Origin of the sequence: Streptomyces cylindrosporus (assembly GCF_022698165.1) — a bacterium.
GTDB lineage: Bacteria > Actinomycetota > Actinomycetes > Streptomycetales > Streptomycetaceae > Streptomyces > Streptomyces cylindrosporus.
The window spans coordinates 953,236-973,629 of record NZ_JALDAY010000001.1 but is presented as its reverse complement, the minus strand read 5'-3'; the positions used below and the strand labels follow the sequence as shown (position 1 = coordinate 973,629).

At 71.2% G+C, this 20,394-nt stretch carries 18 protein-coding genes and 1 riboswitch; of the genes, 7 read left to right on the top strand and 11 right to left on the bottom strand.

From position 1 onward, the window contains the following. Window positions 1-3 precede the first annotated feature (3 nt). The 5 genes from metF to MQP27_RS04300 all read right to left on the bottom strand — a co-directional run bounded on the left by metF (window position 4) and on the right by MQP27_RS04300 (window position 3,853). Entirely contained in the window at window positions 4-927 is a 924-nt protein-coding gene (metF, locus tag MQP27_RS04320; protein WP_242760938.1) for a methylenetetrahydrofolate reductase [NAD(P)H], read from the bottom strand. A gap of 97 nt (window positions 928-1,024) precedes the next feature. Continuing rightward, a complete protein-coding gene (gene thiE / locus MQP27_RS04315; protein ID WP_242760930.1) occupies window positions 1,025-1,672 on the bottom strand; it encodes a thiamine phosphate synthase in 648 nt (215 codons plus the stop codon). 127 nt (window positions 1,673-1,799) lie between these two features. After that, window positions 1,800-2,171, bottom strand: coding sequence for an Rv2175c family DNA-binding protein (locus MQP27_RS04310; protein ID WP_123760175.1), 372 nt, complete (start codon window positions 2,169-2,171; stop codon window positions 1,800-1,802). A 65-nt stretch (window positions 2,172-2,236) separates the two neighbouring features. Further along, window positions 2,237-3,466: an NAD(P)/FAD-dependent oxidoreductase gene (locus MQP27_RS04305; protein ID WP_242760928.1), complete on the bottom strand. Its 1,230-nt coding sequence runs from the start codon at window positions 3,464-3,466 to the stop codon at window positions 2,237-2,239. A gap of 45 nt (window positions 3,467-3,511) precedes the next feature. Continuing rightward, window positions 3,512-3,853 carry an avidin-fold protein gene (locus MQP27_RS04300; protein WP_242760926.1) on the bottom strand — a complete coding sequence of 114 codons (342 nt, stop codon included), beginning with the start codon at window positions 3,851-3,853 and terminating at the stop codon, window positions 3,512-3,514. A 53-nt stretch (window positions 3,854-3,906) separates the two neighbouring features. Further along, window positions 3,907-4,018, top strand: a riboswitch (TPP riboswitch). On the opposite strand from MQP27_RS04300, the gene thiO reads away from it, so the two are divergent. The 6 genes from thiO (at window position 4,016) to MQP27_RS04270 (ending at window position 9,753) form a co-directional block, all read left to right on the top strand. Beyond that, entirely contained in the window at window positions 4,016-5,170 is a 1,155-nt protein-coding gene (thiO, locus tag MQP27_RS04295) for a glycine oxidase ThiO (protein WP_242760924.1), read from the top strand. (Overlaps the previous riboswitch by 3 nt.) Next, the gene (thiS, locus tag MQP27_RS04290) at window positions 5,167-5,367 is read left to right on the top strand and encodes a sulfur carrier protein ThiS (RefSeq protein ID WP_242760922.1); all 201 of its coding nucleotides are present in this window, start codon (window positions 5,167-5,169) and stop codon (window positions 5,365-5,367) included. Before thiO ends, thiS begins: the two co-directional genes overlap by 4 nt. Before the next feature lie 3 nt (window positions 5,368-5,370). Continuing rightward, complete coding sequence (locus tag MQP27_RS04285; protein ID WP_242760913.1) at window positions 5,371-6,204, top strand: thiazole synthase; 834 nt, start codon at window positions 5,371-5,373, stop codon at window positions 6,202-6,204. Window positions 6,205-6,322: 118 nt separating this feature from the next. Next, window positions 6,323-8,242 (top strand): Stk1 family PASTA domain-containing Ser/Thr kinase, encoded by a 1,920-nt coding sequence (pknB, locus tag MQP27_RS04280; protein WP_242760910.1) that lies wholly within the window; start codon window positions 6,323-6,325, stop codon window positions 8,240-8,242. 34 nt (window positions 8,243-8,276) lie between these two features. Next, window positions 8,277-9,146 carry a deoxyribonuclease IV gene (locus MQP27_RS04275; protein ID WP_242760909.1) on the top strand — a complete coding sequence of 290 codons (870 nt, stop codon included), beginning with the start codon at window positions 8,277-8,279 and terminating at the stop codon, window positions 9,144-9,146. A 115-nt stretch (window positions 9,147-9,261) separates the two neighbouring features. Beyond that, window positions 9,262-9,753: a DUF4396 domain-containing protein gene (locus MQP27_RS04270; RefSeq protein WP_242760908.1), complete on the top strand. Its 492-nt coding sequence runs from the start codon at window positions 9,262-9,264 to the stop codon at window positions 9,751-9,753. A 22-nt stretch (window positions 9,754-9,775) separates the two neighbouring features. On the opposite strand, the gene MQP27_RS04265 is transcribed toward MQP27_RS04270, so the two are convergent. Continuing rightward, window positions 9,776-10,423, bottom strand: a complete 648-nt coding sequence (locus MQP27_RS04265) for a sulfite oxidase-like oxidoreductase (protein ID WP_242760907.1) — start codon at window positions 10,421-10,423, stop codon at window positions 9,776-9,778. A 173-nt stretch (window positions 10,424-10,596) separates the two neighbouring features. Between MQP27_RS04265 and bfr the strand changes: the two genes are divergently transcribed. Continuing rightward, window positions 10,597-11,076 (top strand): bacterioferritin, encoded by a 480-nt coding sequence (bfr, locus tag MQP27_RS04260; protein ID WP_242760906.1) that lies wholly within the window; start codon window positions 10,597-10,599, stop codon window positions 11,074-11,076. Here the strand turns inward: bfr and MQP27_RS04255 are convergent. The 5 genes from MQP27_RS04255 to MQP27_RS04235 all read right to left on the bottom strand — a co-directional run bounded on the left by MQP27_RS04255 (window position 11,073) and on the right by MQP27_RS04235 (window position 20,374). Next, window positions 11,073-11,306, bottom strand: coding sequence for a (2Fe-2S)-binding protein (locus MQP27_RS04255; RefSeq protein ID WP_242760905.1), 234 nt, complete (start codon window positions 11,304-11,306; stop codon window positions 11,073-11,075). The genes bfr and MQP27_RS04255 overlap by 4 nt on opposite strands. A gap of 149 nt (window positions 11,307-11,455) precedes the next feature. Further along, window positions 11,456-12,808, bottom strand: coding sequence for a class II 3-deoxy-7-phosphoheptulonate synthase (locus MQP27_RS04250; RefSeq protein WP_242760904.1), 1,353 nt, complete (start codon window positions 12,806-12,808; stop codon window positions 11,456-11,458). 68 nt (window positions 12,809-12,876) lie between these two features. Next, a complete protein-coding gene (locus MQP27_RS04245) occupies window positions 12,877-13,548 on the bottom strand; it encodes a hypothetical protein (protein ID WP_242760903.1) in 672 nt (223 codons plus the stop codon). After that, window positions 13,545-13,976, bottom strand: coding sequence for a DUF4265 domain-containing protein (locus MQP27_RS04240; RefSeq protein WP_242760902.1), 432 nt, complete (start codon window positions 13,974-13,976; stop codon window positions 13,545-13,547). Before MQP27_RS04240 ends, MQP27_RS04245 begins: the two co-directional genes overlap by 4 nt. Window positions 13,977-13,993: 17 nt before the next feature. Beyond that, a complete protein-coding gene (locus MQP27_RS04235; protein WP_242760901.1) occupies window positions 13,994-20,374 on the bottom strand; it encodes an RHS repeat-associated core domain-containing protein in 6,381 nt (2,126 codons plus the stop codon). Window positions 20,375-20,394 lie beyond the last annotated feature (20 nt).

Sequence of the window (20,394 nt, the reverse complement as noted above, 5' to 3'; positions counted from 1 at the left end):
GGTCTAGGCCTGCGGGGGGTGGTGCAGGCCCAGGTTTTCGTAGATTTCCAGCGTCGCCGTGGAGTTGTTGAGCGTGATGAAGTGCAGTCCGGGCACTCCCTCGGCCAGCAGCCGTGCGCAGAACTCCGTGGCGAATTCGATGCCAATGGAGCGTACAGCGGCCGGATCGTCTTTTGCTGTGAGGATCCGCTCTTTCAGGACGGACGGGATCTGCGCGTTGCTGAGCTGCGGCAACCGTTCCAGCATCCGCACGCTGGTGACCGGCATCACCTCGGGGATGACGGGGGTCTCGCACGCGGCGGCGGCGACCCGGTCGCGCAGGCGCAGGTACGACTCCGGCTGGAAGAACATCTGGGTGATGGCGTAGTCGGCGCCGGCCCGGCACTTGTCGACGAAGCGGGAGACGTCCGTGTCCCAGTCGTCGGAGCGCGGGTGCATCTCCGGGAAGGCCGCTACGCCGACACAGAAGTCGCCCGACTCCTTGATGAGGTGGACGAGTTCGGCGGCGTAGGTCAGGCCCTTCGGATGCGGGACCCACTCGCCCATGGGGTCGCCCGGCGGGTCGCCCCGCACCGCGAGCATGTTGCGGATCCCGGCGTCGGCGTACTGGCCGATGATGTTGCGCAGCTCGGCGACGGAGTGGTTGACCGCGGTGAGGTGGGCGACCGGCGTGAGCGTGGTGTCCGCGACGATCTGCTCGGTCTCCTTGACCGTGCCCGCGCGGGTGGAGCCGCCGGCGCCGTAGGTCACGGAGACGAAGTCGGGGGCGACCGCCTCGACCCTGCGCAGCGCGCTCCACAGGTTGCGCTCGCCCTTGGGCGTCTTGGGTGCCGAGAACTCGAAGGAGTACGTCGTCTTGCCCGTGGCGAGCATGTCACGCACGGTGCGTGCGCGATCAGTCCTGGTGGATGCGGTTCCGAGGGCCATACCCGCAGGTTAGTCAGGGGCTGGCGGTCTCCCAACCGAAGTCGGAAATTTGCCCGTTTTGTCGGGTTGTTGTCCACCCATCGGACAGTCGCGCCCGTTATACGCTCCGCAGCCGCTTCGCGAACTCCGCCGCCGCCGCGCCCGGGTCGTCCGCCTCGGTGATCGCGCGGACGACCACGACCCGGCGGGCGCCGGCCTCCAGCACCTGGTCGAGGTTACCCAGGTCGATGCCGCCGATGGCGAACCAGGGGCGGTCGGTGCCCAGCCCGGCGGTGTACCGGACCAGGTCGAGGCCGGGGGCGTGGCGGCCGGGCTTGGTGGGGGTGGGCCAGCAGGGGCCGGTGCAGAAGTAGTCCACTCCCTCCTGGGCGGCGGCCGCGGCGGCCTCGCTCTCCGCGTGCGTGGAGCGGCCGATGATCACGTCCTCGCCGAGGATCGCGCGGGCGGCGGGGACCGGGAGGTCGCCCTGGCCGAGGTGGAGCACGTCGGCGCCGGCCGCGTGGGCGACGTCCGCGCGGTCGTTCACCGCGAGGAGCCTGCCGTGCCGGGCGCAGGCCTCCGCGAAGGCCTCCAGGTGCTCCAGCTCCTCGGCCGCCTCCATGCCCTTGTCGCGCAGTTGCACGATGTCGACACCGCCCGCGAGGACGGCGTCCAGGAACTCGGGCAGGTCGCCCTGGGCCCTGCGGGCGTCCGTGCACAGATAGACGCGGGCGTCGGCGAGCTCGGCGCGTGCGGTGTCGGGCATACGAGGGTCCCCCTGGGTGTCGTTCGATGTCGGCGGCGTACGGGCCGCGGGCCGCACTGAAGCATGGCCGTGGCCTGCGCGGACCCGGCCCGTACGCCGGACGGTTGTTCAGATGAGCTCGGTCGGATCAGACGGCGAGCGCCTGGGCCCGGCGCTTCACCTCCGTGCCGCGATTCTCGCTGAGGGCCTGCGCCGGGGTGCCCGGCAGGCTCTCGTCCGGGGTGAAGAGCCACTCCAGCATCTCTTCGTCGGTGAAGCCGTCGTCCCGCAGGAGCGTCAGGGTCCCGGACAGGCCCTTGACGACCTTCTGCTCGGCCCCGTCGATGAAGGCGGCGGGGACGTGCAGCGCGCGGTTCTCACCACGGCGTACGGCGATGAGCTGGCCCTCCTTGACCAGCTGCCGCACACGCGTCACCTCGACGTCCAGCATCTCTGCGATGTCGGGGAGGGTGAGCCAGGCGGGGACGAGAGCATCGATCTTTGCGTCAATCTCGGTCACGGGAACAAGCCTGCCATCCCGGACTGACAGTCGGAAGCCAGACCCGTCCGACCTGGTGCTTCAGGTCAGGCCGTGGCCGCTTTCAACGGTTTCGCCGGATCCGCCAGCAGCCGCGGGTCCATCACCGTGCCCGCCTCGATCAGCCGCCTTCCCTGCGCCAAGTCCCGCGGCCGGCCCACCGCCAGCAGGGCGATCAGGCGGTTCTCGCGCAGCCAGCACACCGACCAGGCCGGGCCGGCCGGGTCGCCGCGCCACAGGGTCGTGTCGGCGGAGGTGTGGTGGCCGGCGTACTGGACGAAGCGGCCGAACTGCTCGGACCAGAAGTACGGGACCGGGTCGTAGACCGCCGAGGGCTCCCCGGTGGCCTCGCCGATGATGTTGGCGGCCACCGTGCGCGGGCCCTGGAGGGCGTTGTCCCAGTGGTGGACCAGCAGGCGCTCGCCGTAGCGCCCGGAGGGGAAGGAGGCGCAGTCGCCGACGGCGTAGACGTCCGGTGCCGAGGTGCGCAGGTGGGCGTCGGCGACGACCTCGCGGTGCGCGCCGAGCTCGATGCCGGAGCCGGTCAGCCAGGCGGTGGCGGGGCGGGCGCCGATGCCGACGACGACCGCTCCCGCGGGCACGCGCGTGTGGTCGTCGAGGACGACCGCACCGGGCTCGATGCGCGCCACGCGCGCGTGCGTACGCAGCACGGCGCCCGCGTCGGCGTACCAGCCGGCCATCCGGGTGGCGACCTCGGCGGGCAGCGCGCCCGCGAGCGGGCGGTCGGCGGCCTCGACGACGGTGACCGTGCAGCCCGCCTCGCGCGCGGCGGTGGCGAACTCGGCGCCGATCCAGCCCGCGCCGACGACCACGATGTCGTGCTGCCGCGCGAGCACGGGCCGCAGCCGCTCGGCGTCGTCCAGGGTGCGCAGCAGATGCACGCCGGGCACGCCCTCGGTGCCCGGCAGCATGATCGGTTCGGCGCCGGTGGCGAGCACCAGCACGTCGTACGGCACCGGGCCCGCCCCGGTCTCCAGCTCGTGTTCGCCGGGGCGCACGCCCAGCGCCTCGCGGCCGAGCCTGAGCTCGATGCCGAGCGCCTCGAAGTCGACGTCGAAGGCGGAGCCCTCGGCCTTGCCGAGCAGCACGGCCTTGGACAGCGGCGGCCGGTCGTACGGCTGGTGGGGCTCGGCGCCGATCAGGGTGACGGTGCCGGTGAAGCCCTGTTCGCGCAGGGCGACCGCGGTCTGGACGCCGGCCATGCCCGCGCCGACCACGACCACCCTCCGCTGCGACTGCGTCGTCTGCTCGCTCACCTGATCACCATAGTCAACTGACAAATTGTCAGTCAGCCGTCGTGCTCACTCAGTGACCTGCTCCACAACGCTCGTGCCGCTGCCGGACTGCGACTCCCACTCCCAGGTCTCCTCCAGCCGCACGCGCCCGTCCGGCAACTCCACCACCGTGGACACGCAGTGCCCCGAGGACGTCGTCCCGTCCCGCTTGAGCTGCACGTAGCGGAAGTCCAGCCGGTCACCTGACCGAGTGCCCACGAGATGGCCGCGCACGACGTCGCCGCCCGCGTACTCGGCCCAGATCTCGCCGTCCTTCTCGTGGTAGGCGAACCGGGTGCGCGTACCCACCTGACCTGGGGCCTGGTCGGCGACGGGCGCGAGGACGAGGCCGTCCAGCGAGCGGGGCATGGCGGGAGGCTCCCTTACAGAGGCTTGGCGGGTCGGGCTAGGGTGGCCAACGTACAAGCACTCGCGGGAGCCCGGACGCACCGGGCTGAGAGGGAGGCTGGCGGCCTCCGACCGTACGAACCTGATCCGGGTCATGCCGGCGAAGGGAGGGGCTGGACGCCCATGTCGTCACGTACGTCAGACGTCCTCGTCATCGGGGGCGGAATCATCGGCCTGGTCACGGCCTGGCGGGCCGCGCAGCGCGGGTTCGCCACGGCCGTGGTGGACCCCGAGCCGGGCGGCGGGGCCGCCCAGGTGGCCGCCGGGATGCTGGCCGCGGTCACCGAGCTGCACTACGGCGAGCAGACCCTGCTCGGCCTGAACCTGGCCTCGGCCCGCCGCTACCCCGACTTCGCGGCCGAGCTCTCCGACGTCACCGGCCACGACCTCGGCTACCGCCGCTGCGGCACGCTCGCCGTCGCGCTGGACGCCGACGACCGTGCCCATCTGCGCGAACTGCACGCCTTGCAGCAGCAGTCGGGCCTGGAGTCCGAGTGGTTGTCCGGGCGCGACTGCCGGCGCCTGGAGCCGCTGCTCGCGCCGGGCGTGCGCGGGGGGCTCAGGGTGGACGGCGACCACCAGATCGACCCGCGGCGGCTGGCACGCGCGCTGGTGGCCGCGTGCGAGCACGCGGGCGTGGTCTTCCACCGCACCTGGGCCGAGCGCTTCGACGTCGTGCGGGAGCGCGCCGCCGGGATCACCACGAGCGACGGCACCGAGCTGGGCGCGGGCCAGGTGGTGCTGGCCGCCGGAAGTCTCAGCGGACGGCTGCCGGGCGTCCCCGACGACGTACTGCCGCCCGTGCGGCCTGTGAAGGGCCAGGTGCTGCGGCTGACCGTGCCGAAGCGGTACGCGCCGTTCCTGAGCCGTACCGTGCGGGCCGTCGTCCGCGGCAGCAGCGTCTACCTGGTGCCGCGCGAGAACGGCGAGCTGGTGGTCGGCGCGACCAGCGAGGAACTCGGCTGGGACACCACGGTGACCGCGGGAGGCGTCTACGAGCTGCTGCGCGACGCGCACGAGCTGGTCCCCGGCATCACCGAGCTGCCGCTGACGGAGACCCGCGCGGGTCTGCGCCCCGGCTCCCCCGACAACGCGCCGCTGCTCGGCCCGACGCAGCTGGCGGGCCTCCTGCTGGCCACCGGCCACTACCGCAACGGCGTGCTGCTGACGCCGGTCACCGGCGACGCCATGGCGCATGTCCTGGACACCGGTGAACTCCCGGACGAGGCCCGCCCGTTCACCCCGAAGCGCTTCGCGCGCGTGGAGCAGCCCGCATGAACATCTCCGTCAACGGGGAGCCCCGCCGGTTCGCTCCCGGCACGGCTCTCGACACCGTCGTCCGCGCGCTCACCCCGGCTCCGTCCGGAGTGGCCGCCGCCCTCAACGAAACCGTCGTCCCGCGCGCGGAGTGGCCGTCGACGCCCCTGTCCGAGGGGGACCGCGTCGAGGTCCTCACCGCCGTCCAAGGAGGCTGACCCATGGCCGACGACCCCCTTGTCATCGGCGGTACGTCCTTCACGTCCCGCCTGATCATGGGCACCGGCGGTGCCCCCAGCCTCGACGTCCTGGAGCGGGCCCTGGTCGCCTCGGGCACGGAGCTGACCACGGTCGCGATGCGCCGCGTGGACCCCTCGGTGCACGGCTCCGTCCTGTCCGTGCTGCAAAAGCTCGGCATCCAGGTGCTGCCGAACACCGCCGGCTGCTTCACCGCCGGGGAGGCCGTCCTCACCGCCCGTCTCGCCCGCGAGGCCCTCGGCACCGACCTGGTCAAGGTCGAGGTCATCGCCGACGAGCGCACCCTGCTGCCCGACCCGATCGAGCTGCTGGAGGCGGCCGAGACCCTGGTGGACGACGGCTTCACCGTGCTGCCGTACACGAACGACGACCCGGTCCTCGCCCGGAAGCTGGAGGACGTCGGCTGCGCGGCGATCATGCCGCTGGGCTCGCCGATCGGCTCCGGGCTCGGCATCCGCAACCCGCACAACTTCCAGCTGATCGTCGAGCACGCGCGCGTACCCGTGATCCTGGACGCGGGCGCCGGTACGGCCTCGGACGCGGCGCTCGCCATGGAACTGGGGTGCGCGGGCGTGATGCTCGCCTCGGCGGTGACACGGGCGCAGGAGCCCGAGCTGATGGCCGAGGCGATGCGGCACGCCGTGGAGGCCGGGCGGCTGGCCCGGCGGGCGGGGCGCATTCCGCGGCGGCATTTCGCCGAGGCGTCCTCGCCGACGGAGGGGCTGGCGCGGCTCGACCCGGAACGGCCCGCTTTCCGAACCGGCGGGGCCGGATCCGGAGCGACCGAGCTTTCCTGAACGTACGTTCGAGCGGATCCGGACGGCGGTGCGATGTCCGTCACAGCTCGGCTGCAGTACCGCCCCGATCTCCCCCGAACCCAGGGCCCTGTCAGTCACGGCTCGTACACTCACCTGCGTGGATACGACCCTTCAGGACCCTCTGGTCGGGCAGGTGCTCGACGGCCGCTATCGCGTGGACGCGCGGATCGCGGTCGGCGGGATGGCCACGGTCTACCGGGCCCTGGACACCCGCCTCGACCGTGTGCTCGCACTGAAGGTGATGCACCCGGCCCTCGCCTCCGACGGCACCTTCGTCGAGCGGTTCATCCGGGAGGCGAAGTCGGTCGCGCGCCTCGCGCACCCGAACGTGGTGCAGGTCTTCGACCAGGGCACCGACGGGTCGTACGTCTACCTCGCCATGGAGTACGTCGCCGGCTGCACCCTGCGTGACGTGCTGCGCGAGCGCGGGGCGCTGCAGCCGCGCGCCGCCCTGGACATCCTGGAGCCGGTGCTCGCCGCGCTGGGCGCCGCGCACCGGGCCGGGTTCGTGCACCGGGACATGAAGCCGGAGAACGTGCTGATAGGGGACGACGGCCGGGTCAAGGTCGCCGACTTCGGGCTGGTGCGGTCCGTGGACACGGTGACCAACACGACCGGGACCGTCCTCGGCACCGTCTCCTACCTCGCGCCGGAGCAGATCGACAACGGCACGACCGACCCGAGGGTCGACGTGTACGCGTGCGGTGTCGTCCTGTACGAGATGCTCACCGGCGACCGCCCGCACGAGGGGGACTCCCCCGCCATAGTCCTCTACAAGCACCTCCACGAGGACGTCCCGCCCCCCTCGGCCGTCGTGCCCGGACTGCCGTACGAACTGGACGAGTTGGTCGCCTCGGCCACCGCCCGCACCCCCGACCTGCGCCCGTACGACGCGGTGGCGCTGCTCGCGCAGGCCCGTGACGTGCGCGCGGCGCTGAGCGCGGACCAGCTGGACGCGGCGCCGCCGCGGGCCGTCACCTCGGACCGGGACATCTCCGAGGACCGTACGAGCGTCATCCCGCGCTCGCTCACGGTGCCGCGTCCCCTGCCGGTCGACGAGGACGAGCAGGGGCTGCACCACACCAGCGTGCTGGAGAGCCCCCCGCCGCCCCCGCGCCGGCGCGGCGCGCGCTCCCGGCGCGGACCGCTCGCCGTCGTCGTCGCCGTCCTGCTGATCCTCGGCGTCGGCACGGGCGTGTGGTACATCAACTCCGGCCAGTTCACCAAGGTCCCCCTGCTGCTGGCCAAGACGCAGGCCCAGGCGAGCAAGCAGCTGAGCGACGCCGGGCTGGACCTCGGCACGGTCAAGCACGCCTACAGCGACACCGTGAAGCGCGGCACGGTCATCAGCTCGGACCCCGAGCCCGGCAGCCGTGTCCGCGACAACTCCAGGGTGACGCTGACCATCTCCGACGGCCCGGAGACCGTGCACGTGCCCGCGCTGAAGGGCTACCGGCTCGACAAGGCGCGCGCCCTGCTGAAGAAGGACGGGCTCGAACCGGGCATGGTCACCCGGGAGTTCAGCGACGACGTCCCCAAGGGCTTCGTGATCTCCACGGACCCGGAGGAGGGCACCGAGCGGCACGCGGGCTCGGCGATCGCGCTGACCGTCAGCAAGGGCAGCGCCGTCGACGTCCCGGACGTCACGGGCGAGGACCTCGCGGACGCCAGGGCCGACCTGGAGGACGCGGGCCTGACCGTGAAGGTAGCCGCCCAGCAGGTCAACTCCGAGTACGACAAGGGGCAGGTCGCCGCGCAGACCCCGGCGGGCGACGCCCAGGCCGCCGAGGGCGACACGGTGACGCTGACCCTGTCCAAGGGCCCCGAGATGGTCGAGGTCCCGGACGTCACGGGCGACAGCGTGGACGACGCGAAGAAGGCACTGGAGGACGCCGGCTTCCAGGTCGAGGAGGACCGAGGGCTGCTGGGCCTGTTCGGCGACACTGTCAAGAGCCAGTCCGTGGAGGGCGGGCAGACGGCGCCGAAGGGGTCGACGATCACCATCAAGATCCGGTGACGGAACGGCCCGTACCGCATGACACCCTGAGCGGGTGAAGAAGCAGCAGTCCCGCAACCCCGTCGGCGGTCATGTCCCCGTGGCCGGTGGCCTGAACTCCGTCGGGCTCACGTACGCCCGTGATCTGAAGGCCGAGACCGTGCAGGTCTTCGTGGCCAACCCGCGCGGCTGGGCCACGCCCGCCGGGAACCCGCGGCAGGACGAGGAGTTCCGCGCGGCGTGCGCGGCCGAGGCGATCCCGGCGTACGTGCACGCGCCGTACCTGATCAACTTCGGCTCGCACACCGAGGCCACCGTCGAGAAGTCGGTGGAGTCGCTGCGGCACTCGCTGCGGCGCGGGCGGGAGATCGGGGCGCTCGGCGTGGTGGTGCACACGGGCAGCGCGACGGGCGGGCGGGAGCGGTCCGTGGCGCTGAAGCAGGTACGGCAGCACCTGCTGCCGCTGCTCGACGAGCTGACGCACGACGACGACCCGTTCCTGCTGCTGGAGTCGACCGCCGGGCAGGGCGCCTCGCTCTGCTCGCGGACCTGGGACTTCGGGCCGTACTTCGAGGCGCTCGACGCCCATCCGAAGCTGGGTGTCTGCCTGGACACCTGCCACGTCTTCGCCGCCGGGCACGACCTGACCGGCCCCAGCGGTATGCACCAGACGCTCGACCTGCTGGTGGACACCGTCGGCGAGGGCCGGCTGAAGCTGATCCACGCCAACGACTCCAAGGACGTCGTCGGCGCGCACAAGGACCGGCACGAGAACATCGGCGCGGGTCACATCGGCGAGGACCCGTTCCGCGCGCTGATGACCCACCCCGCGACGGAGGGCGTACCGCTGGTCATCGAGACGCCCGGCGGCAAGGAGGGGCATGCGGCGGACGTGGAGCGGCTGAAGAAACTTCGTGATTCGTAGGACGCTGATTCATAAGGCGCTGATTCAAAAGACGTCGAGGACGTTCAGGAATACCCCCTAGGGGTATACGGTTCCTGCCAGGTGCAGGAACCGGTATCCGACGTTGGGGGCACCCATGCAGCACGAGGCACACACGCAGCACCACGAGACCCACGCACACCACCACCAGGCCGCCGCCACCTGGGCCATGGCCGCCCAGGCCACCCTGCACTGCCTCACCGGATGCGCCATCGGCGAGGTGCTCGGCATGGTGATCGGCACCGCGTTCGGCTGGGGGAACCTGGCGACCACGATCCTCGCGATCGTGCTCGCGTTCTTCTTCGGCTACTCGCTCACCCTGCGCGGAGTCCTGAAGGCGGGCGTCGGCTTCCGCGCCGCGTTCCGGGTGGCACTGGCCGCTGACACCCTGTCCATCGCCGTGATGGAGCTGATCGACAACGGCGTGATCGTGGTGTGGCCGGACGCGATGGACGCGACCCTGAGCGACCTGCTGTTCTGGGGCTCGCTCGCGATCTCGCTGGTGATCGCCTTCCTGGTCACCACGCCGGTCAACAGGTGGATGATCGGGCGGGGCAAGGGGCACGCGGTGGTGCACCAGTACCACTGACCCGCGGGAAGGACGCCGGGAGTCAGAGCTCGGGGCCATCCCCGGGCTCTTCCTGGTAGGAGTAGCGCTGTTCCTTCCAGGGGTCGCCGATGTTGTGGTAGCCGCGCTCCTCCCAGAAGCCGCGGCGGTCGGCGGTCATGTACTCCACGCCCCGGACCCACTTGGGCCCCTTCCAGGCGTACAGGTGCGGGACGACCAGGCGGAGCGGGAAGCCGTGTTCCGCGGTCAGCAGCTCGCCGTCCTTGTGGGTGGCGAAGATGGTCCGTTCGGACGCGAAGTCCGACAGCCGGAGATTCGAACTGAATCCGTACTCGGCCCACACCATCACATGGGTGACGGCGGGCGACGGCGGCGCGATCTCCAGGATCGTACGGGCCGGAATCCCGCCCCATTCGGCGCCGAGCATGCTGAACTTCGTGACACAGTGCAGGTCGGCGACGACGCCGGTGTACGGCAGGGCCGTGAACTCCTCGTGGTTCCAGCAGTGCTTCTCGCCGTCCGCGGTGGCGCCGAAGACCCTGAACTCCCAGCGCTCGGGGCGGAACTTGGGGACCGGTCCGTAGTGGGTGACCGGCCAGCCGCGCTGCAGGCGCTGTCCCGGCGGAAGCTCGGGCTGACCTGCTCCTCCTGAATCGCGCTCTCCCGATTCGCGCTCCACCGGCTGACCCATGTCTCCATCCTGACAGACCGAGGAGGGTGCATCCGACCTGCCCCACTCAAACCGGGGCAACCGCGACTAAGCATGCACTTACTTACTAAGTGAAGACTTACTGGACGATCTTCGTCGCCAGTGCAATCATGCGGCGCAACCTGCCAGTTCCCCTGTCGGAAGGAGCCTCTGCAATGCAGGGCGACCCCGAGGTCATCGAATTCCTCAACGAGCAGCTCACCGGCGAGCTGACCGCGATCAACCAGTACTTCCTGCACGCGAAGATGCAGGAGAACTTCGGCTGGACCAAGCTCGCGAAGTACACCCGCCACGAGTCGTTCGACGAGATGAAGCACGCCGAGGTGCTCACCGACCGGATCCTCTTCCTGGAGGGGCTGCCGAACTACCAGCGCCTCTTCCACGTGCGTGTGGGGCAGACGGTCAAGGAGATGTTCGAGGCCGACCGGCAGATCGAGGTCGAGGCGATCGACCGGCTCAAGCGGGGCATCAAGGTGATGCGCGAGAAGGGCGACGTCACTTCCGCGAACATCTTCGAGTCGATCCTGGAGGACGAGGAGCACCACATCGACTACCTCGACACCCAGCTGGAACTGGTGGAGAAGCTCGGCGAGGCGCTGTACATCGCGCAGCTGATCGAGCAGCCGGAGAGCTAGGCCGCCTCGTCCAGTTCCGCCAGGGCCGACGCTCCCTGCTCGACGAGCTCACGGCGGGGGCACGCACCTCGACCCAGGATCGCCTGGATACGGCGTACGCACGAACCGCAGTCCGTGCCCGCCTTGCAGGCCGAGGCTATCTGGCGGGGGGTGCAGGCACCGTCCTCCGCGTGCTTCTTGACCTGCTGCTCGGTGACGCCGAAGCAACTGCAGACGAACACGCGGTTCACCTCCCGCCGGGGTCGATCGTCGTGCCATCCCCGTTGATCGGTGAGGCTAACCTAACCTTACCCGCCGTCTGGGGACCGCAAAAGTGGAGCGGGGCGCGGATCGTATGTGATCCGCGCCCCATTTCACGCCCCTGTAACAGGCGAAACCCTTACTGGTCCCTGTACATCTCCGCCACGAGGAACGCCAGGTCGAGCGACTGGCTGCGGTTCAGCCGCGGGTCGCAGGCCGTCTCGTAGCGCTGGTGCAGATCGTCGACGAAGATCTCGTCGCCGCCGCCCACGCACTCGGTGACGTCGTCGCCGGTGAGCTCGACATGGATGCCGCCCGGGTGGGTGCCGAGGCCCTTGTGGACCTCGAAGAAGCCCTTGACCTCGTCGAGCACGTCGTCGAAGCGGCGGGTCTTGTGGCCGGAGGCCGCCTCGAAGGTGTTGCCGTGCATCGGGTCGGTCACCCAGGCCACGGTGGCACCGGACGCGGTGACCTTCTCGACCAGCTCGGGCAGCTTGTCGCGGACCTTGTCGGCGCCCATGCGGACGATGAAGGTCAGCCGGCCGGGCTCACGGTCGGGGTCGAGGCGCTCGATGTACTGCAGCGCGTCCTCGGCCGTGGTCGTCGGGCCGAGCTTGATGCCGATCGGGTTGCGGATCTTCGAGGCGAACTCGATGTGCGCGCCGTCCAGCTGCCGGGTGCGCTCACCGATCCACACCATGTGCGCCGAGACGTCGTACAGCTGCCCGGTGCGCGAGTCGACGCGGGTCAGCGCGGACTCGTAGTCGAGCAGCAGCGCCTCGTGCGAGGAGTAGAACTCGACGGTCTTGAACTCCTCCGGGTCGGTGCCGCAGGCCCGCATGAAGTTCAGCGCGTTGTCGATCTCCCGCGCGAGCTGCTCGTAGCGCTGGCCGGAGGGGGACGACTTCACGAAGTCCTGGTTCCAGGCGTGCACCTGGCGCAGGTCGGCGTAGCCGCCGGTGGTGAAGGCGCGCACCAGGTTGAGCGTGGAGGCGGACGCGTTGTACATCCGCTTCAGGCGCTCGGGGTCCGGGACGCGGGCGGCCTCGGTGAAGTCGAAGCCGTTGACGGAGTCGCCGCGGTAGGTCGGCAGGGTCACGCCGTCGCGGGTCTCGGTCGGCTTGGAGCGGGGCTTGGAGTACTGGCCGGCGATACGGCCGACCTTCACGACCGGCACCGAGGCGGCGTACGTCAGCACCGCGCCCATCTGCAGCAGCGTCTTGAGCTTGTTGCGGATGTGGTCGGCGGACACCGCGTCGAAGGCCTCGGCGCAGTCGCCGCCCTGGAGGAGGAACGCCTCTCCCTTGGCGACGGCCGCCATCCGGGCGCGCAGCTGGTCGCACTCGCCCGCGAAGACGAGCGGCGGATACGACTCGAGGTCCGCAACGACAGCGCGCAGAGCCTCAAGGTCGGGGTACTCGGGCTGCTGCGCCGCGGGCAGATCTCGCCAGGTGTTGCCGGCGCCGGCGCCGGTCTTAGCGTTCACGGTCACCCCCCAAACATTACGGGGTCGTGTCGACTGGTTTGTGCCGCGCCCGCCAGATGAGACGCACGTCCCGCTCAGCCGGCCACCGGATAGCCCGCCGCCGCGGCGTCCCCGGCCACGTCCGCGAGAGTGGACGCGCTGTTGAGGACGGTGACGATCTCCTCGGTCAGCGGGCGCAGTTCGTAGACGTGTCGCAGGGCGGCCGGATCCAGCGGCTCCCCGTAGTAGTCCTCGGCGAACTCCCGGAAGGCCTCCGCGGCCAGCGGCTCGGGAGCGACGAGGAGGCGGAAGAGATCGTTCGCGCCGTCCGGGTCCGGATCGTCGGGGTACTCGACCTCGCCCGTCCGCCAGACCTCGTCGGCCGGTTCGCGCCACAGACACGCGGTGACCACCGGCATCCCGTGCTCGTCGCAGAAGGCCGGTTCGGTGACCCAGCCCCGCAGCGGCTGCGGCACGGTGTCGACCACGCCGGGCCAGGGGCCGTCGGCCTGGTAGGGGCTCATCGGGGACTCGTGGGCGAAGCCTCTGATGTACGTCCCCTCCGGGGTGAAGACGACGGAGTACTCGTCGCCGGAGCCGTCGCGCATCGAGGCCAGCTCCACACCGGGTGCCCATCGGTGGTCGTAGGAGTGGTAGCGGTCGCCCCACTCGGGGCTGAGGATCGCCTCCAGCACCGCCATCGCCCGGCACCGGTCCCGCAGAGCTGATACGGAGGGCAGCAGACGGGCCACCTCGTGTGCCGTCACTCGGGACCGACCCCCAGATCGAAGTGCCAGCGGCCGGCGGCGGCTCCCTGGTCCAGCAGGGCCAGCACCGGCCCGGCCGGGGCGGACGCCGGGACGTCCACCGCGACCAGGCCGAAGGGGGTGGCGTGGGCCCGGCAGCCCAGCTCCTGGAAGAGGCTCGCCACGTCGTCGAGCGCGGCCGGGTCCTTGGGCACGACCCGGCTGGTCCAGTGCCCGGCCTGCTCGACGACCTCGGTGACCCACAGCCGGTCGTCGCCGCGCACCCGGGCGACCTTCACGACGTCGCCGACGGCGAGTCCGTAGACGAAGACCGGGACGCCCTCGATCCGGAACCGGCCCCCGCCCATCTCCGTGGCGTCGATCTCCTCCTCGTCGAAGGGCGGGTAGCCGTCCTCGTCCCGTTCCAGGGACACGTACACATGGGTCACCGGGCTCGGTCCATTCCCTAGGGGCCCCACGGTGCCGGGCCGTCGGACTTGTCTCCGTTGCAGACCCTACAGAGGCCCTGCCCGTTGGACGGATCCCCGGACCCGCCGTGCGCCTGCGGCTCTATGTGGTCGACCGCCGCCTCGTCGGAGCGCGGAGTGACACCGCTGCGTGACTGCTGGGCCTTGGTGAGCGGCACGTTGCACGTCGGGTTGGCGCAGCGGGCGATGCCGTCGGACTGGGCGGAGGCGTTGCGCTGCAGCACCTCGTCCTTGCCGGCCGGGGTGAACTTCATGTACGGCCTGCTGCCGGGTGCCCCGCCCCGGCCCGGGGTCGGAGTGAAGCCGGGTCGCTTGGTGACGTACTCGACGCCGTCCTCCAGACCGCTGCCGGGCTTGCCGCCGGTGATCTTGCGGGCGGTGTTCGCGATCCCCTTGGCGATGTCGGCGATCTTGCTGCCGGGCTTGGAGTTGGCGATGGCCTTGCCGGCCCGGGCGGCCGCCCCGGTGACCGCGGAGATCGCCTTCCCGCTGCCGCCGGACACGGCCCTGCTGGCCGCGGAGGTCACCGCCTTGCCGGCACTGCTGTTGAGCGCGGCGCGGGCACCGGCGCCGAGTCCGGCGAGCGCGCCCGCCGTGGCCGCTCCGGTGACGGCGCCGACCCCGGTGGCGGTGAGCAGTCCGCCGACGGAGAAGTCCGTCTTGCCCTCCGCGGCGTCCACGCTGTACCCGGTCGCCGCGCCGGCCGCACCCGCCACCGCGCCGGCGAGGATCACACAGCCGACGCCGGTGGAGCACACGGCCCCGACGGCGATGCCGACCGCGATGCCCACCGCCACGTTGGCGATGACGCCCTTGTTCTCCTTGGCCCAGTTCCAGGCGTCGGAGGCGCCTTCCTTGACCGAGTTCCAGACGCCGGACAGCGACCAAAGACCCGTCGGGTCGACGAACATGACGGGGTTGTCGGCGCCGTAGGAGTAGGCGTTGGCGGTCTGTGCGGAGGTCAGGTCCAGGGCCGGGTCGGTGGAGACGAAGCGGCCGAGGTCGGCGTCGTAGTAGCGGGCGTCCAGCGCGTTCAGGCCGGTGCTGGGGTCGCGGACCTTGCCGAGCCAGCCCCGGTCGGTGGGCGGCGCGTGCAGCAGCGGGTCCCTGATCTTCCCGTACGGGTCGTAGTACGCCCGCTCGACCAGGCCTGTGCCTTCCGGCACGGCGATCTGCGCGGAGCCCTGGGTGTCGTTGAACCGCCACTTCAGGATGCCGGCCGGGAGCCGTTCGGCGACCGCGGTCCCGGCGAGGCGGTAGTAGCGGGTGCCGCCCTTGAGGATGCCGAGGGCGACGGTGATCTCCTGGTCGTCGAGGTAGAGGGTGGCCACGCCGAGCGGATCGATCCGGGCGATCCGGGTGCCGTCGGGGGCGTAGACGAAGTCGGTCTTCTTCAGCAACGCCGTCGTCACCGAGGCCAGGCGCTGCTGGGCGTCCCATTCGTAGGAGGCCGGGACCAGGTCCTTGACCTTCTTCTTCAGGGCGCCGTCGGCGTCGTAGGCGTAGGTGTCGTGACCGACCTGGGTGACGGCGTGCGGATGGTCGGGGTCCTCGTACGCGTAGTCCTGCTTGAGGAGGAGGGAGCGGGCCGAGGTGATGTTGCCGTCCGCCGAGTAGGTCCAGGACTCGTTGTAGCCGGCCGGGCCGTCGTGGACGGTGGTCGAGTCGTCGTCCGAGCAGTCGGTGCGCTCGGTCGTCCAGGCGTGGGCGAGCCGGTCGAGGCCGTCGTACGTGTAGCAGGTGGCGACCGGGGTCTTCAGGGCGTTGTCGGTGATCGAGGTGAGGTTGCCCGCCTGGTCCCAGGCGTAGCCGTCGTCCTGTTTCGCCTCCCAGGAGTCGTCGTGGGCGGAGCCGACGAGGGTCTGGATGCGGGACAGCCGATGGGTGTCGTCCTCGTAGCCGTAGGCGCGGCGCAGCGGGTGGAGGGCGTCGGCGTAGTCGCGGGTGGCGAGCTTGCCGTCGGCCGCGTAGCCGGTGCCCGAGATGTAGCTCCGGGTGTGGTCCTCGCCGGTCAGCGGGTCGGTGATGGTACCGGTGAGGGTGGTGGGGTTGCCGAGGCTGTCGTAGCCGGTGGTGAGGGTCTCCTTCGGGGTTCCGGGGGCGGCGTCCGGGTAGCTGGTGCGGACCACGTGGTCGGAGGCGTCGTAGCCGTACTCGACCCGGTAGGAGGTGTCCTTCAGCAGGCCGCCGAGCCCCTTGGGGAAGGTCCACTTCTTGCCGGTGATGCGGCCCCGCGGGTCGAAGCCGGTGGCGGCGAGGGTGTAGGCGCGGCCGTCCTGGTAGGTGGTCTGCGTGGTGACATGGCCGACGGCGTTCGGGACGTCGGTGGAGTCGTAGGCCCACGAGGCGACCTTGGTGCCGCTGCCGACCCGGCCCGTCCAGCGGGACACCGGGCGGTTCAGCTTGTCGTACTCGGTGGACAGCGTCGGGGTGTCCGAGCCCGCCGCGAGTGCCTTGGCGTCCCAGGACGCGACCGGGTTGCCGTTCGCGTCGTACTCGGTGCGCATCCGGCCGGCGTCCGCGTCGACGGCCTCGGTACGGCGGCCGAGGAGGTCGTAGCCGAAGGTGGAGGTGTGGCCGCCGGGGTCGGTGACCGAGGCGGTCTGGTCGGCCGGGGTGTAGGTGTACGTCGTCGTCGCGGCCGTGTTCCCGGTGCCCTCCTGCTTGCGGACGCCGCGGCCGCGGGCGTCGGTCCAGGCGGTGCTGGGCACGCCGCCGTGGGGCGGGGTGGTGCGGGTGCGGTCGCCGAAGTACTCGGTGGTGGTGGCCCACAGGCGCTTGCCGTTGCCGTACTGCGCGGCCTCCAGGGTCCGGCCGAGGCTGTCGTAGGTGTAGCGCGTCTCGTCCACCTGGTCGCCGGGTACGGCGAGCAGGGCGCTGCCGGCCGCTCCGGCCGCGACGACGGGCAGCGACTCGGCGGCCACGTTCCCGGCGTCGTCGTAGCGCTTGTCGGTGACGATCGTCTTGTCGGTGCCGCCGGTCGATGCTGGGGATACCTGCTGGGTCTGCCGGTTGCGGCCCAGCGAGTCGAGGTACTGCCAGGTGGTGACGTAGGTGTCGCCGGACTGGAGGTTGGCGGTGGTGACCCGGGGCGGCTTCACGTGCTCGGGGTCGAGGAAGTAGGTGAAGACCTGCGCCGGCGGGTCGTCGGCGCCCTGTTCGGGCTGGCGCACGCTGATCAGCCGGCCGAGCGGGTCGTAGGAGTTGCGGGTGATCTGCCCGTTGGCGTCCTTGACGGAGACCGGCAGCTGCCGGTCCGCCTCGAAGGTGGTCACCTCGGCCTGGCCGAGCGCGTTGGTCTCGGTGACCGTGACCGGGCGGCCGGTGTCCGGGCTGTAGACGGTGCGGTCGGTGTTGCCCTTGGCGTCGGTCTGGGTGGCCGTGCGGCCGTAGGCGTCGAAGGTGGCCTCGGTCGTCTCGGTCTTCGTGACCGTGTCCGGGCCCGAGGCCGCGACGGCGGCGACACTGCGCGTGACGTCGCCCTTGGTGACCGGGGCGCCGAGGTCCGTGGAACCGTCGTAGTACTGGTCCTTGCCGGTGATCAGCGACTTGGGGTCGGCGCAGGTGCCGGAGTAGGTGCGGATCCGGTAGGGGAAGGCGAGCGTCCAGGAGTCGACGGCGGCGGCGCCGCGGTCGTACGAGGTCTTCGTGCAGCGGACGTCGTCGCCGGCCGTGTCGAGGACCTGGGTGACCTGGCCGTAGGTGTCGTAGTCGGTGGCCAGGGTGGTGGTGCGGGTGGAGCGGTCGCCGTTGTCGGCGATCAGGGTCTCGCGGCTGGTCGAGCTGTTCTCCACGACGAGGTGGGCGTCCTTGTCGGGATCGCTCTCGCCCTCCTTGGCCGGGGTGGTGTGCGCGGAGGTGTAGCCGTGCAGGGTGCCGCCGAGTTCGTAGCCGGCCGAGCCGTCGGCGTTCACCTGGAACTGGACGCTCTCGCGCTCCTTGCCCTTCAGATACGGCAGGTCCTTGACCGAGTTGCCCTGCGAGTCGGTGACCTCGACGGACTTGTGCGAGCCGTCGGCCTTCGCATCGCCGTCCATGCCGCGGTAGTTGAGCGAGCGGGTGATCTGGACGGCGCGGCTCGCGGACTCGCCCCGGTAGGACGGGTCGGTCATCTTGGCGACGTCGACGCTGCCGTAGCCGCGCCAGTCGCTCCAGGAGCGGCGCTCGGCCTTGGTGACCGGGTCGTCGTCGTGGTGCCAGGCGGGGGTGCCCCGGTAGCGGTACTCGGTGGTCTGCGGGGGCGAACCGCCGCCGCTGTCACGGACGGTGACCTCGGTGGTGAGGTACTTGTGCCAGACGCCGAAGCCGGAGGAGGTGCCGTTGGTGCGCCAACCCGGGAAGCAGTCCTGGGTGTTGGAGTCGTAGCGGCCCTCGGGCAGGTCGTCGATCGGGCACGGGTCGGGCTGGCCGTAGGTGACGTCCACTCGGCGGCCCAGCTCGTCGAGGAACGAGGTGATGCGCAGTTTGCGCATCTCGGGGGCGCCGGCCGCCGGGTCCGCGTCGGCCCGGTTGGCGAACTCCTTGCCGGTGAACTCGACCGCGGGAAGCTTGAGTTCACCGCCGACCAGGCCGGTCTGCTGCACCTTGGACAGCCACAGCATGGCGTCGGTGCCGTCGGAGGGCTTCGGGTAGTCGTACGTGAAGTCCATCCGGTCCACGTCCGTCCAGCCGCCGTCGGCGCCGGAACGCTGGGCCGTCACCGAGCGCAGCAGCGCGTTCGTGAAGAACGTCGGCGCCTTCTGCTCCTCACCCGTGCAGTCACCGCTCGCGCACAGGGAGTCGAGGGGCGCGTCGGGGTACGAGCTCGCGTGGTCGGCGTCGAAGGCCGGGCAGTCACCGCTGCCGTCGGCGGCCTCGACGCAGCGCAGGCCGGTGGTGAAGTGGAGCCGGGCGGGGGCCTGTTGGTCCTCGGCGCCGGAGCGCTGCGAGTAGACGATGTCCTTGAGGTGGCCGCCGCGGACGTACGAGGTCGACTTGTCCGGGTCGCCGTTGCGGGCGTAGCGGTTGGTCTCCTGCGCGTAGAAGTACGTGTTGGAGTTGCCGTGCGCGTCGACGACGCCGTCGAGGTTCCAGCGCCAGGCCTGGGTGCAGTACGAGTCCTCGACGCTGCCCTTGTGGCAGGGTTCGCCTTCGTCGTCGCCGAAGACCGGCACGGTGTAGACGGAGTCCGTGGCGGTACCGGTGGTGGCCTGCTTGCCGCGGCCGAAGGTGTATTGCGTGCCCTGGGGCGTGGTCACGACCCAGTACTCACCGTCGTTGTCGCCGTTCTCGGCGCCCGTCCTGTGCTGGACGCGCCAGCCCGGGTCGTCCTGCGCGCGCCAGGTGTCGCCGCCCGCCGTGGTGTCCTTGACCAGCGCGGACGAGGTGCCCTGGAGGGAGATGCGGTACTCGTCGCCGGCCCAGCACAGGTCGCCGGTGTCGCCGCCGTCGTCGGCGCAGCCGTTGTAGCGGCGCTCGATGTACGGCAGGGCGAGGTCCCAGCCCTGGCCGACCCAGGACGGCTGGTTGTTCTCGGCGGCCACCATGCCGTCGACGGCCTGCGATGAGTAGCCGAGGTTGATGTCGGGGGCGTCGCCCGCGATGGCGGGGACCTGGGGCAGGGGCAGCGACCAGGAGAAGTCGCCGGAGCTGAGGCCGACCTGCCACTTGCTGGACGAGGCGAGCTTGGTGGCGGTGGCGGAGCCCGTCTCGCCGTTCGGGGCGGCGGCGACCACGAAGACGGTGTCCGGGTCGGCGGCGAGCTCGGCGGAGAGGGTGTGCGTGGTCAGGTCGATGCGGCTCTTGACCGGGCTGCTCGCCGCGCATTTCGCGGCGCGGGGCGTGCTCAGGGCGCAGGCGGGCTTGGCGATCAGCCGCAGCCGTGACTCGAAGTCGGCGCCGAAGGCCCGCCGGAAGCCGGAGGTGTCCACGCGGACGCCGACACGGTCGGTGGTCTCGGCCGCCTTCAGGGTGAACGCCGTGGCGTGGCCCCCGAGTTGGCGGGCCTTGGCGTTGTCGTACGCCCGGACGTCGACCGTGTCGGGAGCGGCGGCCCGGCTGCGGGGCGCGGTCACCGACACGGCGGTGGCGGCGACGCGGGCCGGCTTCGCGCCGACGGCAACGTTGTCCTCGCCGGGGCTGGGCCAGGTGACCTTCGCGACCTCGGCGGCTGCGAGCGGTCTGCCCTTCGCGTCGGTGGGTCTGGTGTCGAACCGGGCGCCTGCCCGGATCTTGGTGCGGTCGATCGTGGTCACGGATCTTTCCGCGTCGGCGACCGAGGTGGTCCCTCTCGGTGCGGCCTCGGCGACCACCGGCTGTAAGCCGGACAGGCCCAGGGCCAGGACCACCGCTGCGACGCAGGATGACCGGAAGCGCTTCATGAGTCCCCCTCCACCCGTCA

Excerpts from the sequence above, each read along its gene's own strand:
- metF (WP_242760938.1), bottom strand. The coding sequence starts at position 927 with ATGGCCCTCGGAACCGCATCCACCAGGACTGATCGCGCACGCACCGTG.
- thiE (WP_242760930.1), bottom strand. The coding sequence starts at position 1,672 with ATGCCCGACACCGCACGCGCCGAGCTCGCCGACGCCCGCGTCTATCTG.
- MQP27_RS04300 (WP_242760926.1), bottom strand. The coding sequence starts at position 3,853 with ATGCCCCGCTCGCTGGACGGCCTCGTCCTCGCGCCCGTCGCCGACCAG.
- thiO (WP_242760924.1), top strand. The coding sequence starts at position 4,016 with ATGTCGTCACGTACGTCAGACGTCCTCGTCATCGGGGGCGGAATCATC.
- thiS (WP_242760922.1), top strand. The coding sequence starts at position 5,167 with ATGAACATCTCCGTCAACGGGGAGCCCCGCCGGTTCGCTCCCGGCACG.
- MQP27_RS04285 (WP_242760913.1), top strand. The coding sequence starts at position 5,371 with ATGGCCGACGACCCCCTTGTCATCGGCGGTACGTCCTTCACGTCCCGC.
- MQP27_RS04270 (WP_242760908.1), top strand. The coding sequence starts at position 9,262 with ATGCAGCACGAGGCACACACGCAGCACCACGAGACCCACGCACACCAC.
- MQP27_RS04265 (WP_242760907.1), bottom strand. The coding sequence starts at position 10,423 with ATGGGTCAGCCGGTGGAGCGCGAATCGGGAGAGCGCGATTCAGGAGGA.
- bfr (WP_242760906.1), top strand. The coding sequence starts at position 10,597 with ATGCAGGGCGACCCCGAGGTCATCGAATTCCTCAACGAGCAGCTCACC.
- MQP27_RS04235 (WP_242760901.1), bottom strand. The coding sequence starts at position 20,374 with ATGAAGCGCTTCCGGTCATCCTGCGTCGCAGCGGTGGTCCTGGCCCTG.